Origin of the sequence: Pedobacter sp. B4-66 (assembly GCF_018492665.1) — a bacterium.
Classification (GTDB): domain Bacteria; phylum Bacteroidota; class Bacteroidia; order Sphingobacteriales; family Sphingobacteriaceae; genus Pedobacter.
Genome location: NZ_JAFVME010000003.1, coordinates 237426 through 251558 on the forward strand (window position 1 = coordinate 237426; position 14133 = coordinate 251558).

The 14133-nt window shown below is 37.6% G+C and carries 11 protein-coding genes and 1 pseudogene; 8 read left to right on the top strand and 4 right to left on the bottom strand.

Annotation, left to right across the window (positions count from 1 at the left end; genetic code table 11):
• Nucleotides 1–132 precede the first annotated feature (132 nt).
• The 4 genes and pseudogenes from J1905_RS05615 to J1905_RS05630 all read left to right on the top strand — a co-directional run bounded on the left by J1905_RS05615 (nucleotide 133) and on the right by J1905_RS05630 (nucleotide 4316).
• Nucleotides 133–2271: a hybrid sensor histidine kinase/response regulator gene (locus tag J1905_RS05615; protein ID WP_214226247.1), complete on the top strand. Its 2139-nt coding sequence runs from the start codon at nucleotides 133–135 to the stop codon at nucleotides 2269–2271.
• A 307-nt stretch (nucleotides 2272–2578) separates the two neighbouring features.
• A pseudogene (locus J1905_RS05620) lies at nucleotides 2579–3205 on the top strand (peptidylprolyl isomerase).
• 35 nt (nucleotides 3206–3240) lie between these two features.
• Nucleotides 3241–3873, top strand: a complete 633-nt coding sequence (locus J1905_RS05625) for a M23 family metallopeptidase (protein WP_214226248.1) — start codon at nucleotides 3241–3243, stop codon at nucleotides 3871–3873.
• 68 nt (nucleotides 3874–3941) lie between these two features.
• Nucleotides 3942–4316: a hypothetical protein gene (locus J1905_RS05630; protein WP_214226249.1), complete on the top strand. Its 375-nt coding sequence runs from the start codon at nucleotides 3942–3944 to the stop codon at nucleotides 4314–4316.
• 45 nt (nucleotides 4317–4361) lie between these two features.
• Here the strand turns inward: J1905_RS05630 and J1905_RS05635 are convergent, their stop codons facing one another.
• The 3 genes from J1905_RS05635 to J1905_RS05645 form a co-directional block, all read right to left on the bottom strand.
• Nucleotides 4362–4820 (bottom strand): DUF1569 domain-containing protein, encoded by a 459-nt coding sequence (locus tag J1905_RS05635; RefSeq protein WP_214226250.1) that lies wholly within the window; start codon nucleotides 4818–4820, stop codon nucleotides 4362–4364.
• A gap of 112 nt (nucleotides 4821–4932) precedes the next feature.
• The gene (locus J1905_RS05640) at nucleotides 4933–5946 is read right to left on the bottom strand and encodes a DUF3500 domain-containing protein (protein ID WP_214226251.1); all 1014 of its coding nucleotides are present in this window, start codon (nucleotides 5944–5946) and stop codon (nucleotides 4933–4935) included.
• Nucleotides 5947–6125: 179 nt separating this feature from the next.
• Nucleotides 6126–7508 carry an MFS transporter gene (locus tag J1905_RS05645; protein ID WP_214226252.1) on the bottom strand — a complete coding sequence of 461 codons (1383 nt, stop codon included), beginning with the start codon at nucleotides 7506–7508 and terminating at the stop codon, nucleotides 6126–6128.
• Between the two features lie 129 nt (nucleotides 7509–7637).
• On the opposite strand from J1905_RS05645, the gene J1905_RS05650 reads away from it, so the two are divergent.
• Complete coding sequence (locus J1905_RS05650) at nucleotides 7638–8126, top strand: Lrp/AsnC family transcriptional regulator (protein ID WP_214226253.1); 489 nt, start codon at nucleotides 7638–7640, stop codon at nucleotides 8124–8126.
• Nucleotides 8127–8132: 6 nt separating this feature from the next.
• On the opposite strand, the gene J1905_RS05655 is transcribed toward J1905_RS05650, so the two are convergent.
• Nucleotides 8133–10520, bottom strand: coding sequence for an ATP-binding protein (locus J1905_RS05655; RefSeq protein WP_214226254.1), 2388 nt, complete (start codon nucleotides 10518–10520; stop codon nucleotides 8133–8135).
• A 208-nt stretch (nucleotides 10521–10728) separates the two neighbouring features.
• Between J1905_RS05655 and J1905_RS05660 the strand changes: the two genes are divergently transcribed.
• Genes J1905_RS05660 through J1905_RS05670 form a run of 3 tightly spaced genes read left to right on the top strand, consistent with a single transcriptional unit; the run spans nucleotide 10729 to nucleotide 14132 of the window.
• Nucleotides 10729–11619: an SMP-30/gluconolactonase/LRE family protein gene (locus tag J1905_RS05660; RefSeq protein ID WP_214226255.1), complete on the top strand. Its 891-nt coding sequence runs from the start codon at nucleotides 10729–10731 to the stop codon at nucleotides 11617–11619.
• 10 nt (nucleotides 11620–11629) lie between these two features.
• Nucleotides 11630–13342 carry an IlvD/Edd family dehydratase gene (locus J1905_RS05665; RefSeq protein ID WP_214226256.1) on the top strand — a complete coding sequence of 571 codons (1713 nt, stop codon included), beginning with the start codon at nucleotides 11630–11632 and terminating at the stop codon, nucleotides 13340–13342.
• Nucleotides 13343–13355: 13 nt separating this feature from the next.
• The gene (locus J1905_RS05670) at nucleotides 13356–14132 is read left to right on the top strand and encodes an SDR family NAD(P)-dependent oxidoreductase (protein WP_214226257.1); all 777 of its coding nucleotides are present in this window, start codon (nucleotides 13356–13358) and stop codon (nucleotides 14130–14132) included.
• The last annotated feature ends 1 nt before the right edge of the window (nucleotide 14133 follow it).

The following is a 14133-nucleotide window of genomic DNA, read 5'->3' on the forward strand; positions in this document are numbered from 1 at the left end:
GTATTGGGTAATTTACAAGAATATCAGGGTTTAAAACACATGCAAAGCTCTTTCTCCACATTGGTATGCTATTTGTCTATGTGCAGTACACAATTAAACCTATTTTTACCCTTATTGTCTTAATATAATTCAATGAAAATAACATACACACAAAGTCAATCCCGAAAGATTCTCCTTGCTTTTCTGGCTATTATAATTGTTTTGGCTGTGGCAGCCCTTTTTGTCCGAAATACCATATCACATAAATTAGAGAACATAGTAAAACAAGCAGATAATGTAGAAGTTGACGGTTCCAAACCTCAGCAGATACTTTTGCTTTTACACCAGGCAGAAGACGATTTTCAAGAATCTTTACTTAATGTAAAAAGTACAAAAAGTGTAGACTATAAAGCTAAATTATCTAAAGCTTTCGACGAAATAGATATACTGTTAAAAAGGACTACTGATACACTTAACCTAACACCAGATCAGAGTACAAAAGTGAAAGAGTGGTACAATAAAAAACTTACCCTTTCAGATAAACTCTACTCAGTTAAACATAATTTCGATTCACTTCTTACAGTGTACGCTCAGTTTTCTGCTGAAGATGGGAAAGGCGAACCAAAGATAGTTACTATTATAAAATCTGATAAGAAGATAAAAAGCAAAACAGATACTGTTCGCAAAGAAGTCGTGGGACAGAAAAAAGGTTTGTTTTCAAGATTAAAAGATGCTATCTCTAATAAAACAAACAATTCTGGTCCAAAGGCAGTAGTAGAAATAAACCACCGACAAGTAACTGAAAATTCAGCGCTTGAGACACGCAAAGAGTCTGAAAGAACCAGGTCGGTATATCTCAATAAGCTACAGCAACTACAAGATCGAAATGTAAAAATGCTTACCATGCAGCGTGAGTTAATAAGTCTAAACGATCATATTACCACAGAGCTCGAAAATATAATTAATGATGTTAAAACGCTTAATTATAAGATGGCCGATGAGTTTAAGGCAATGGCCTTCAAAAGTTATCAGGAGTCTACCGGATTGCTAAATAGGTTATATCTGGCAGCGCTTTTCTTGGTTTTGGTTTTTGCTACCTTGCTCATTGTGTTTATTATCAAGCTAAACGAATCTGAAGTACAGCTACGCAAAGAAAACGAAAGGGCGGTCACCATAGCACAACAGAAAATGGACCTTTTGTTACATATGAGCCATGAGATAAGAAATCCACTAACCGCTATAAAGGGCTTCCTTTATATTTTTAGTCAAACGGAATTATCTAAACGTCAATCCGATATGCTGGATTCTATCCGCTTATCATCAGATATGTTATTGGGTACTTTAAACGATACACTAGACGCCGCTAAGATGGAAAACAGCGAGTTTAAGTTTAATAATGACCCCTTTAACCCCAATTTTGTACTTACCGGTTTAATAGAGAACATGGAGTTCAGTGCCATTAAGAAGAAGCTAAACCTACATTACGAATTCGAGGGAGATAAAGAAGCAATATTACTCGGCGATAGTTTTAGGCTAAAGCAAATTATGATTAACCTGTTGAGCAACGCCATAAAATACACCAAAGAAGGAGAAATTAAGGTGCGTGCCAGTTTGGTAAGGCTAAATGATCAACCAAGATTAACGGTAGACATTGCAGATACAGGAGCGGGGATCAGTGTAGATCAGCAGGTTAATCTGTTCTCTAAGTACTACCAAACCAGCTCTTCTAAAGGCAAAACCGGTACGGGACTAGGGTTATACATTTGCAAGCAATTTGTAGAACTTCAGGGCGGTAAAATAAGTGTAAAAAGCACTGAAGGAGAAGGTAGCGTTTTTTCATTCTATATTCCATATTCAGAAAACAATGAAAAGGGTGAGTTAGCGAAAAAACAAGAAATAGAAGATCCGCTTTCATTACTTAATGGAATAAGTATTCTTGCGGTTGACGACAACGAGCTTAACCTTAAATTCCTTAAAATGATGACGCAAAAATGGAATGTTAAATTCTATAGTGCATCTAATGGGTTGGAAGCATTGGATATTTTGGCGAAAGAAAAAGTGACGGTAGTGTTAACAGATATTCAAATGCCGGAAATGGATGGATATGAACTTTTAAAATCCATTAAGAAATTGCCTGCACCATTAAATCAACTACCTGTAATAGTAATTAGTGCCGGTCCTGAAGAGTTTGAAATGAATAAAATTTTAACCAAAGGCTTTTCAGGTGTAGTCAGTAAGCCGTTTGTGGAATCTGGTTTAATTGAAGAAATAGCGAAAGCTATAAAGGGGTAACTAAAGCTTCGAAAGGGTGAGGACTTTGGTAGTTAATGTTTGTCTATTTATGCTGCTTAACGAAGCTACTCCGAAAACTACAGCTAAAAGGATTCTTTTCATTTGTTGTGTGTTCTATTTGGTAGTAATAGAACAATGAACGTGCCGTAGAATCACGCAATAACTGGCACGTCTGCGAGATCAGGCAATTTACCGACCAGTAGCAATAATATATCGACAGAATCCTATATTAGAGATATATTCTTAAAATTGGAAAAATCAAATGAGAACTCGTACACTAACCTTGGTGTTTTTACTAATTGCTTCTATGGCTAATGCCCAATCAACCTATGTGAGGTTGGTTACCAATAAAGGCAACATCACTTTGCTTTTGTACGACGAAACGCCAAAGCACAGAGATATGTTTCTTCAAACCATAAAGAAAGGCCTTTATAACAATGCGCAATTCAATCGTGTTATTCAATCTTTTGTTAGCCAGAGTGGGGAACTTGATGAGACTATTCTGGATAGAGAAAAACAACATCCCGAAATGCCAATACAACGCTTAGCTGCCGAAATAAAGCCAACCTTGTTTCATAAAAAAGGAGCTCTTGGCGCTGGCAGAAACGACAATCCTGAAAAGAGTTCATATTTAACGCAAATGTAACTTGTAGTAGGCAAACCTCAAACAGATGAACAGCTTGATGCCCTGGAAAAGAAGAAGGGAGTTAAATTCTCATCATCTCAGCGAGCTATCTATAAAACAATCGGCGGAACACCCCATTTAGATAATGACTATACAGTTTTTGGAGAGATAGTAGAGGGAATGGAGGTAGCTGATGCAATAAATTCAGTAAAAACGGATAAAAATGATCTTCCTTTAGAACCTGTAACCTTTAAGCCAGTTATTCTATCTAAAAAACAAGCTGCTAAGTTTAAAGTGATAAAACATTAGCCATCGATTGTAAACTTACCAAACGAAATATCTTTATGAAAATAGCGCTCCTAACTACTTTGCTTTTACTGCTAAACTTCCAAAAACCTACAATCGATAATGATAAAAGCAGATGGAAGCCTTATTATGTTGATACTGCGCCAATAGAAGTAGCTAATAACTGGTTACTACCATTTGATGTAACTAATAGAAAAGATATAAAGCAAATCAAAGTCATCAGCATTTTTGGAGATCATAGAGATAGTTTTTACAAAGGACACATCCATACCGCAATAGATATTAACCCGGCAAAATCTAAAACAGAATTAGTAAGCGTTTACCCTATGGCAAAAGGCGTGGTATGTTCAGTGCATTTGGGTGAAAACCAGCAAACAATTGTAGTAAAACACAAGCTTGCCGATGGGAAAATCATGTATACATCCTACAAACACTTAAAAGAAGTATACGTAAGGCAAGGTCAGCAAATAAGTGAAAACACAAAGCTAGCCCGTTTGTTTACAAAGCAAGAATCGAAAAAATATGGGGGAGACTACCATCATCTTCATCTCGAAATCCGCAAAAGTTTTGATGATTATGGTTGTGCCAGTTGGTTAACTATGAATCAAAAACAGCTGAATCAACGTTTTTATAATCCATTGATTTTTCTAAAAACAAAATTAAAAAGTTAGCCCGGCAGTTGTTATATTTAATAGTAGTTAGTTACTAGATTTTAATTGCGGTTATTTAAATAAATTGTATGGATGCACATGAATTAAGAATCGGAAATATTGTTGGCCATAAAGACGGAAGCTGGTTTGTTGTAACGGAAGATCAATTTAAAACCCCAAAATTTTGGGAGTCTTTTCATGGTTCCTATCAGGGAGTACCAATAAACGAATACTGGGCGTCATCCCTGGGCTTACAAGTTAAACTAAGCGCCTTCATAACCTATGTAGAAGATAGCCAAGGTCAAAGTAATGAGTTCAATTTATTAAACTCAGTTGATGAAAATAAACGCGAAATCTGGATTGTTCAGTACAATGAGCAGCCTTTAAAAAGAGTACAGTATGTACATCAAATCCAAAATCTGTTTTTTGCAATCAGTGATTATGAGCTAACTTTAGCGTTGTAGTGAGTAGTTTAATGATGGTTTGCCCATCATTAAACGCAGACCATCTTAAGCGCCAAACTGATTTAAATGGTGATCTAGGTGCTTATAGAACATGTTATTCCATTCAGCTTTTGCAAGTACGCCAAATGAATGCGATTCCTTATTATCGAAATGACTTTCTCCTAATTGCTGAGTTTTTTCGATATAGCTAATTAAGCGTGCTTTTTCAGTTTCAAACACTCGAGGGTTGGTAATCAAAAACTGAGGAGCAGTAGCACCATTTTTACCATAAGGTTTTTCATTAACAACCTTATTTTTGATCATCAACTTTAATATAAATTTCAAAAGAGTATTTGGTTGTTTATGAATGTCATCATATACCAACTCGTAAGTTACATTACAATGGGCAAGCATACGCGCAACATCCATTTTCCCCCATTGTGGTTGATTGTCAGATGTAAGCTTATTGATTCTTGCAATTATTTCATCAGAAACAGGTTTGGTAAAGATATTAGGTAATGCCATTTATAAGGATGTTAATTAAAATTAGTTTGTGGTTTTTCGCCCTTTGTTCTTGAAAAATCACCTTGTTCATCAACAATAAGGCGCCATGAAGTTAATTAAAAATACAATCAAGTTAGTTGGAAAAACTAAAACTACCACCATAATCACGGATGTGATCCCTATAAACAGTATGATAATGCACCTCCGCAGGAAACACTGCACCGGGCTGACAAATGAATTCAATCCATACCGATGGGCCATCAATTCGCACATAATCAGTCTTGTTGATTAGCATAGGGTTGCCGGAATATGCAATGTAAGTACTATCGATTTCTGAGCTGTAAGTTGCTATTAATTTTTTAGCCGTAGCATCATCAGCAATCTGAGCCCAAACTTTTATCGCCTCAATGACCATTGCTTTTTGTTGTTTGTTTAGCTTTCCTACTTTTAATCCGGCTTTTACATCAGGAAATTTACCATCTGCACCAGGGCCAACCGAAACATCGCCAAATGCAGCACTTAGTTTAGCATCTTCTAATTGCTCTGAATTTAATGAGGCAATCATAGCTACCAAACTATCATGGTTCGCTTTAAGTGGAGAATAAGTTACTCCATTTGCAGTAAAGTTTTTTGGCTCTAACCCAATAAAAAGGGGCGAAGCACTTATTACTTTTCCATTGTCAAACGTTAAATTAACTGCCAAATGATGTCCACCCAACTGCAATTGCCATTTACTTGTAGCACTTGGTTTACCTAAAAAGGCAATGATATAATTTCCTGATGAGTAGCCACTACGATTAGTGCCCAGAAAACCATCTGCAGCTAAAATCTGCATAGCCTGATCATATCCTCTCGAAGGAAGTGTACCCATAGCTGCTTTAACTACTTCTTTAGCATATCTGAGTTGTTTATCTGTTAATGAACCTAATAAAACTCCAACTCTACACTGCAATCCGCAAGGGAGGTTGGTCCATTTTGTGGCGCTCTCTTTAGTATAGCTAATTACGGCTGCTTTCTGTTGATCAGTATTTAACGATTCAATAAATGTATTAGCTGTGCTTAAAACAGTTTTAATAGATGTCGCCTTGGTATTTAGCCCGCAAACCAATACAAATAATATACAGAATAGAGTGCGTGATTTTTTCATTTGTTTTTTTATCCAAATTAATAAAAAATTGAATGAAATGCTACACCTACTTCAGCTTTGGAGAGTGCTAATGTGAGGCCACAGTGCTTTAACAATGAGTCGACCTTTTTCTAGAAAAACGTGGATTGACTCTAGCCAAACTAAAGAGCCAAATTATGTAAGTTTCAAAAATAAGAGCGTTAAAATTGTGGTTCTGCAGCTTGAAGTTTTTTTGATCTGTTAAATAGGATCATTAAGACTAATCCAATCAAAGCATATAGACTTAGAACTATCAAAGATGGTATATTTACTGAAACAGCTATATTCTCTGATTTCATAAAAAGTGTCAAAATAGAAAGCCCAATTCCGGCACCTAAAAAGTATGATGTTGTGCCAATGCTTGATCCAAGGCCATAATGTTCCTTCGGGATTCCCTGTACTGAGAGCACAGATAAACTGGTATAACACATGGTCATTCCTAGTCCGGTAACAAACGTCGCGGATAAAAGCACCAGCGCCAGCGAGTGATTAAACAGTACACTATTGGTTAAAAATATACCACCGATTAGCATACTCAACATTCCCGCAATGCCCAATTGCGAAATGGTTAGTCTTTTAGTTAAAAAAGGTATTCCGAATTTTGCAACTATGGCCGACAATAAACTAAAAGGAACTAGCAATAATCCAGATTTTGCAGCACTCAAATTCATGTCTTTTTGAAGAATCAAGGAAACCATAAACAAGAATCCGGTAAAAAATCCACCTAGAAGTATAAATGCAAGGTTGGCGGTAACTACGGAAGATGAGTTAAATATAGACAGGTTGATTAGTGGATCTGTGAGGCGAGTAAGTCTGTTATAAAGTACTTTAAGGCATATAATTATTAAAACAACAAGAGAACTAAGTAGCCCGACGTGTTTTTGAAAATCGCCAACGGTATGCACGGCGTAGCTAATCATAAGTAGAGTGGTTGCAAGTAACAAGCCTGAAATAATATCAGGGGTGCTTTTATTCTTCTCAGGCGCATCCACTTCCAGATAGAAATAAGCTATAATTACCACAAAAAACAGGATAGGTACATTGATAAGGAAAACCCAATGCCATCCCCACAAAGTACTGATAATACCACCAAAAGACAAACCACTGCCTGAACCGATGGCCGCAAAGGAACTGAAAATGCCTATTGCTTTGCTACGTTCTTTTTCTTCTGTGAAATTGTGAATTACAATAGATAGGGAAGAAGGCATAATCAACGCCGCTGCCAAACCTTGTAGGGCTCTAAAAATAGCCAGCATTTCAAAAGATGACGATAGTCCTGCGCCTAAAGAGGTTAGCAGAAACAATACGGAGCCAATCATGAATATCTTCTTTTTCCCTAATACATCCGATAGTTTGCCACCAATAATAAGAAAACCTCCATAAAGCAATACGTACAGGGTTTGGAGCCATTGAACCTGATCGTTGCCAACTTTAAATTGGGCTTGAATAGATGGTATAGTTAGATTGATAATTGCAATATCAAGGGCCTCTACAAAAATAGCCATAGAAGCAATCATCAGGATGATATTCTTTTTTGAAAACATAAGTTAGCTAGTTGTCCTGTCAAAAGTATATATAATGAATTCCTGATTCAAATGATAAAAAATAATAAGAACAATTATATTGATATTTGAACTTACAAAGAACAATAGTCTTTTAAGCACTTATAAATAATGAAGAAAACAGAACAAAAGAAATTACCGGAAATCAGTTTGGATGGCAAAGACCATGAAATATTGAAACTAATTGAGTCAAACAGTAAACTTACGGTTAGGGAAATTGCTGCGCAAATTCATTTAAGCCCAACGCCAACTCACGACAGAATAAAACGATTAGAAAAAAACGGTGTAATAAAGCAGTATTCGGCTATTCTTGATAAGCGGTTGGTTGGCAAAAGAATGATTGTTCTGTGCATGGTTACTTTAAGAGAACATAACAAAAAAGCTGGGGCTGTTTTTGTAAATGCGGTAATGGGCTTTAAAGAGGTGATTGAATGCTACAATATTTCGGGCGATTTTGATTTTATGCTCAAAATTGTTGCCGAAGATATGGAAAGCTATCACACTTTTTTTGTCGATAAATTAACAGAGGTTGCGGGGATTGGCCAAACAAAGAGTGTATTTGTAATGGATGTTATTAAAGAAACTCATAATTTGATGTAGCTTGTGTTAAATAAGCTGATGTTCTTCTGATTGTTGCTTCTCTATAGCATATTGCGATACCTTTTTAAACAGTTCTTTAGGAAGAAATGGCTTTATAATATAGTCGTCGATACCAACTGCTGCAATCTGTGCTTCTATTTCGGTAGCAAGGTTTGCTGTAAGAGCAATTATCGGCTTGGTTACACCTGTTTTTCGCATCTTTTTGGCAGCCTCATAACCATCAAGGATTGGCATTTGCAAATCCATAAGTATAATCCTGTGTCTTGAATCGTCATATTTATGAAGGGCTTCAAATCCATTTAAGGCAACATCAATTGTGGCTCCCCAACCTTCAAGATATCGCTGTGCAACAAGAACATTCATAGGGTTGTCTTCTACCAGCAGAATACAAATCCCTTCAAAAGGCTTAAGGTTTTCCTTAACGGGTTCTAAGTTGTAGTTGATTTCATTTCTTTCTTCGCCCTTTTCAAAAGTCTGTTCAAAAAAGAATGTAGAACCTTTGCCTTCAACACTTTTTAGATATAAAGTAGAGTTTTGTAATTCAAGAATTCTTTTGGATATAGATAAACCAAGTCCTGTACCTCTTGGGCCGTTAAATTCAGAAGAACCAGCTTGCTCAAATCTCTCAAAAACCAGCCCTTGCTTTTCTGTTGATATTCCAACTCCTGTATCTTTTACCTGAATAGTAAGGGTAATTGAGGTTTTGGTTTGAGATACAACAGTTATTGAAACATCTACAGAACCTTTTTCTGTAAACTTAATAGCATTATGTACAAGGTTAGTTATTACCTGCGATGTTCTGGTTGGATCGCCAATTACTTTGTTTTGTATTGCTTTATCTATGGTTAAATTAAGTGCTAAACCTTTTTCTTTTGCCGCCAACTCCAAACCTTTAACTACGTAGTTCGCTATGGTAGTAATATCCATCTCAACATGTTCAATTGATATTTTTCCTGCCTCAATTTTATGATAGTCGAGAATATCGTTTACGATAGCTAACAGGTTATTGGCTGAAAATAGTAATACGTCAAGGTGTTCTTTTTGATCTTCAGTAGGCTTACTTTTTAGTAGTAAATGACTCATTCCTATTACGGCATTGAGTGGTGTCCTTATCTCGTGACTCATATTACTTAGGAATTCGCTTTTAGCTTCATATCCTTCTTCGGCTATCCTTTTTGCGTTTTTTAAGGCAAAAGATACTCTGTACGATAGGGCTAAGGACTGAAGAAAGAAGAAGGCTATGTAACAGGTAAAAGTCACCATTTGATAGGGCGGAATAATTACCCAGTAATGAAGTAATGAGATGGCAAATACCGGAAGTAATGCAAGAGAGCTCATTAATGTGTATATAGCACCCGGTCTATTTCGTCTGTATGCCTTAATATATACGTAAGGAACGTATAGCAGACAGAAGAGCATCACTACCAAAAAAGGATCTACCAGTTGGGTAAAATAGACCGCTGGTAAACAAAGTACTGCTAAACTAAAAAATGCACTTGCTATGCATATACCATTTGCCACTAAAGGCCTAATATCTTTGGGATATAGATTAAGCGTATAGTGCGAAAATAATCCTATACCTATAAATAAGGATAAGTACTCCAACCTAACGGTAAAGTACCAATTCATGTTGGGGATAATGGAGTGTAATATATAGGTATCTGTACCTATAATTCTATAACTAAAGACCAGAGAAAAGAGTGAAAACAGTAAAATGGTTTTGTCGCTTTTTCCAAGTAAATATAGCCCGAGAAAGAAAAGGCCGCCCATTAATAAGCATCCAGTAAGAAGTAAATTTATTGATGCTGTTTGTTTTTCTTCCAGCAATAGATCGTCTTTATTTCCTATTATCAATGCCTTCTTTATCCCTCCCTTGCTATGAGCAAAATTAGAAATCTGCAACAGGAGGTTTAGCGTATCTACATTGGCAGATACAAGAACAGTGTTGCGCTCCCAATAAGGCTCAAAATCGTCTTTGTTTTTACCAACTACTCCGTTTGAGCTTTCTAGTACACCATTCACATATAGCCTGTAAGCACAGTAAACTTCGGGAATTGCAATTAGTAGCGCTTTTTTGTTCTTGGGTAGTAATACAGTTACTTTAAAAGTGGCGTATCCGAATGATGGAAATGATTTTCCATCTAGTTTTTTAGTCCATTCAAAAGGAAAATTAACGAGCAAACCTTTTTTTGATGTGGTATCCTGAGGACTAAGGAGTTGATTCCAATAGAACTCCCACTGGTTATTTAATTCTACGCCTTTGGTTAACGATTGACTGGTTAAATCTATTACCGCTTTTGAGCTTGACGGGCGGCTATTATTGGCAGCAAGAGACTGAAAGCAGCTTGTTATGGCTACTGCAAAGACTAGAAGATAAGGTTTTTTAAACCACATTTGAACGTTTGAGCAAATAATTGAGAACAATTGTTATCCTACTATAAAAAAAATCCCAAGGTAGAGGTCATAAATATACAAGTTTCAATGTTATATATTAAACTAATGTGAATATTTGTTTCTCTATTCGATTTGTTACCTTATTTACAGAATTGTATTGTATATATTTATGCTTTAACAATGAACTAATCAGATATAGATTTTTAGTATGGTAAATATAACAGGGGCGGTAGTACTGCATCCTTCGGGCTGTATTTTGGGCGAGAGCCCTATGTGGCATAATGAGCGAAGTAGCTGCTTTTGGGTAGACATTGAGGACTGTATAATTTATGAATACAACTTGCTTAATAAAAGTTGTCGCCAGTATCAATTGTCTCAACGTGTATCATTAGTAGTTAAAAGCAATGTTGCTGATGAGCTTATTTTAGGCTTGCAAGGTGGTATTGCTCGTTTTAATTTAATAACTGAAACCTTATCTTTCATTACCACAGAACTTAATGCAGATTGGAAAACTTACCGATGCAATGACGGCGGCGTTGATAATATGGGCAGGTTTTGGATCAGCACAACTGAGTTGAATCATAGAGCGGATGCAGGCGCTCTTTATTGTGTAGATAAAGAATTGGTGATTAGTGAAAAGCTTGACAACCTATCCATTTCGAATGGCATGGCATGGACTGCCGACAACAAACGACTGTTTCATACCGATAGTGTTACGAGGGCTATTAAATCTTATTTCTATGATGAGCAGACGGGTGATTTGGAGTTTGAGCGTGTGGCTGTTCAGATTCCTACTGAAAGTGGAATACCTGATGGTATTGCGCTGGATGCCGAAGGTAAACTCTGGATCGCTTTATGGGGTGGGTATGGTGTTGGTAGGTTTGATGTGGATAGTGGTGAAATGTTGTCGTTCATAGAGATACCTGCTCCTCATGTTAGCAGTTGTGCGTTTGTTGGCGAGGCTTTAGATCAGTTAATTATTACTACAGCAAAAAAAGAAATGACGGAAAGTGATCTTAATGAATTTCCGCAAAGTGGTCATATATTTATAATAAAACCAGGCACAACAGGTTTGCCGGTTTTTAATTGTGCTTTATAATTGATATAATATGGAAAAAAAGCTACGAAGTCAGCAATGGTTTGGTAAAAAAGGTAAAGACGGTTTTATTTATAGAGCCTGGATGAAAAACCAGGGCATCCCTGCTGATGAGTTTCAGGGTAAGCCTGTTATTGGAATTTGCAATACATGGTCGGAACTTACACCATGCAATGCGCATTTTAGAGAGCTTGCCGAATCTGTAAAAAGAGGGGTAATTGAGGCAGGTGGTTTTCCGGTTGAGTTCCCGGTGATGTCCTTAGGCGAAACGCTTATTAAACCGACAGCAATGCTTTATCGCAATTTGGTAAGTATGGATGTTGAAGAATCCATCAGGGCAAACCCTATAGATGGTGTTGTGTTGATGTGCGGATGTGACAAAACAACACCTGCGCTTGTTATGGGGGCCTGTAGTGTAGATATTCCTTCGATTGTAGTTTCGGGTGGTGCTATGCTGACCGGTAAATTTAAGGGTAAAAGTATAGGCACAAGTGATATTTGGAGGTTTTCTGAGCAAGTAAGGTCAGGAATCATGTCGGAAGAGGAACTGAATATGGCTGAAGCTGGGATGTGCAGAAGCAGAGGACATTGCGCCGTGATGGGTACTGCTTCATCTATGGCGTGTATGGTAGAGTCGCTAGGGCTTTCGTTACCCGGAAATGCGGCAATACCTGCTGCTGACGCTTCTAGAAAGGTGCTGGCACAGTTCTCTGGTCGGAGGATTGTGGATATGGTTAAGGAGGATTTGAAGCCATCTGACATTTTAGTGCGCAAGGCTTTTGAAAACGCAATAAAGGTAAATGCTGCTATTGGTGGCTCTACCAATTTTGTAATACACTTGTTGGCCATTGCAGGACGAGTAGGTATACCGTTGACTATTGATGATTTTGATCGTTACTCTAATGGTATTCCATTAATAGCTAATCTGCAACCTTCGGGAGCGCATTTTATGGAAGATTTGTATTATGCAGGTGGTTTACCGGCGGTAATGAAAGAGATGGAACGCTTTTTAAATGGGGAGTGTATTACTGTTAATGGCAGAAGTATAGCTCAGAATTTGGAAAGGGCAGAGACTTTAAATCAAGAAGTTATTGCTTCTGTTGAACAACCGTTTAAATTAGACTCGGGTGTGGCGGTATTAAAAGGGAATCTTTGTCCGGAGGGGGCTATTATTAAGCCTTCGGCTGCTGATGCCCGCTTAATGCAGCACACTGGCAAGGCTGTAGTTTTTGAGAACATTGAAGACTATAAGCTTAGAATTGATGATCCGGAGTTGATTGTTGATGCAGATAGTGTGTTGGTACTTAAAAATACCGGTCCTAAAGGTTATCCCGGTATGCCAGAGGTTGGCAACATGGGTTTGCCTAAAAAGATGCTCGATTTAGGAGTTACAGATATGGTACGTATATCTGATGGCAGAATGAGTGGTACTGGCTTTGGAACAGTGGTATTGCATGTATCTCCAGAAACTGCCGAAAACGGAACTATTGCATTGGTTAAGGATGGAGATATGATTGAACTTGATGTAGCAGGTAGAAAGTTAAGCTTATTGGTATCTGATGAGGAGCTGAATAAGAGACGGGCAGGGCTTGCTGATCCTGTAAATCAGTTTAAGCGAGGATATGCGAGGTTGTATGTAGAACATGTTGAACAAGCACATTTAGGTGCTGATTTTGATTTTTTAAAGGGTAACTCAGGGAGTGAAGTATTGCGCGATTCGCATTAATTAAGAAACTATTATGATGACTTCAACAGCATTTGTAAATAAGACGGTAATTGTAACCGGTGCCGGACAGGGCATCGGATTTGAAATATGTAAGCAGCTGGCATCTAGGGGTGCTACAGTTTTATTGAATGATATAGATGAGGTGCTGGCAAATGACGCAGCGCACACGATTAATGAGGCAGGTGGAAATTGTATTGCCTGTGCAGGTGATTCCGGCAACAAGGAATTTATTCAAAGTATGGTTGATCTGGCTGTTCAAACATCTGGCAGTTTGGATGTTGTAATCGCTAACGCAGGTATTACTTTATTTGGCGATTTCTTTACTTATCCTCAGGATTCGTTGTATAAGGTTTTACATACAAATCTTGGTGGTACATTTTTTCTGGCCCAGGCAGCAGCTAATCAAATGAAAACTCAGCCTAAAGGAGGTTCTTTGTTGTTTACTTCGTCTGTTACCGCGCACCAGGCACACAAGGATTTGGCTGCTTATGGAATGACTAAAGCTGCCCTTGAAATGCTTGCCAAGAATTTGGTACTGGAGCTTTCTCCTTTTAAAATTAATGTAAACACGATTGCGCCCGGTGCAACGCTAACCGAGCGCACTTTGGATGATCCGAATTATGAAGCGGTATGGTCCAGGATTACCCCTATGGGCAGTCCGGCTAAAACTATTGATATTGCCAATGCGGCTTTGTTTTTAGTGTCTGATGGCGCAAAACATATAACAGGGCAGAGCTTGGTAATTGACGGGGGCTGGAGCGCAATAAGTCCTTCGCCCACTGAAGTTTAAC

Coding starts and splice junctions, on each gene's coding strand:
- J1905_RS05670 (WP_214226257.1), top strand. CDS start 13,356: ATGATGACTTCAACAGCATTTGTAAATAAGACGGTAATTGTAACCGGT.
- J1905_RS05660 (WP_214226255.1), top strand. CDS start 10,729: ATGGTAAATATAACAGGGGCGGTAGTACTGCATCCTTCGGGCTGTATT.
- J1905_RS05645 (WP_214226252.1), bottom strand. CDS start 7,508: ATGTTTTCAAAAAAGAATATCATCCTGATGATTGCTTCTATGGCTATT.
- J1905_RS05625 (WP_214226248.1), top strand. CDS start 3,241: ATGAAAATAGCGCTCCTAACTACTTTGCTTTTACTGCTAAACTTCCAA.
- J1905_RS05630 (WP_214226249.1), top strand. CDS start 3,942: ATGGATGCACATGAATTAAGAATCGGAAATATTGTTGGCCATAAAGAC.
- J1905_RS05650 (WP_214226253.1), top strand. CDS start 7,638: ATGAAGAAAACAGAACAAAAGAAATTACCGGAAATCAGTTTGGATGGC.
- J1905_RS05615 (WP_214226247.1), top strand. CDS start 133: ATGAAAATAACATACACACAAAGTCAATCCCGAAAGATTCTCCTTGCT.
- J1905_RS05635 (WP_214226250.1), bottom strand. CDS start 4,820: ATGGCATTACCTAATATCTTTACCAAACCTGTTTCTGATGAAATAATT.
- J1905_RS05640 (WP_214226251.1), bottom strand. CDS start 5,946: ATGAAAAAATCACGCACTCTATTCTGTATATTATTTGTATTGGTTTGC.
- J1905_RS05665 (WP_214226256.1), top strand. CDS start 11,630: ATGGAAAAAAAGCTACGAAGTCAGCAATGGTTTGGTAAAAAAGGTAAA.
- J1905_RS05655 (WP_214226254.1), bottom strand. CDS start 10,520: ATGTGGTTTAAAAAACCTTATCTTCTAGTCTTTGCAGTAGCCATAACA.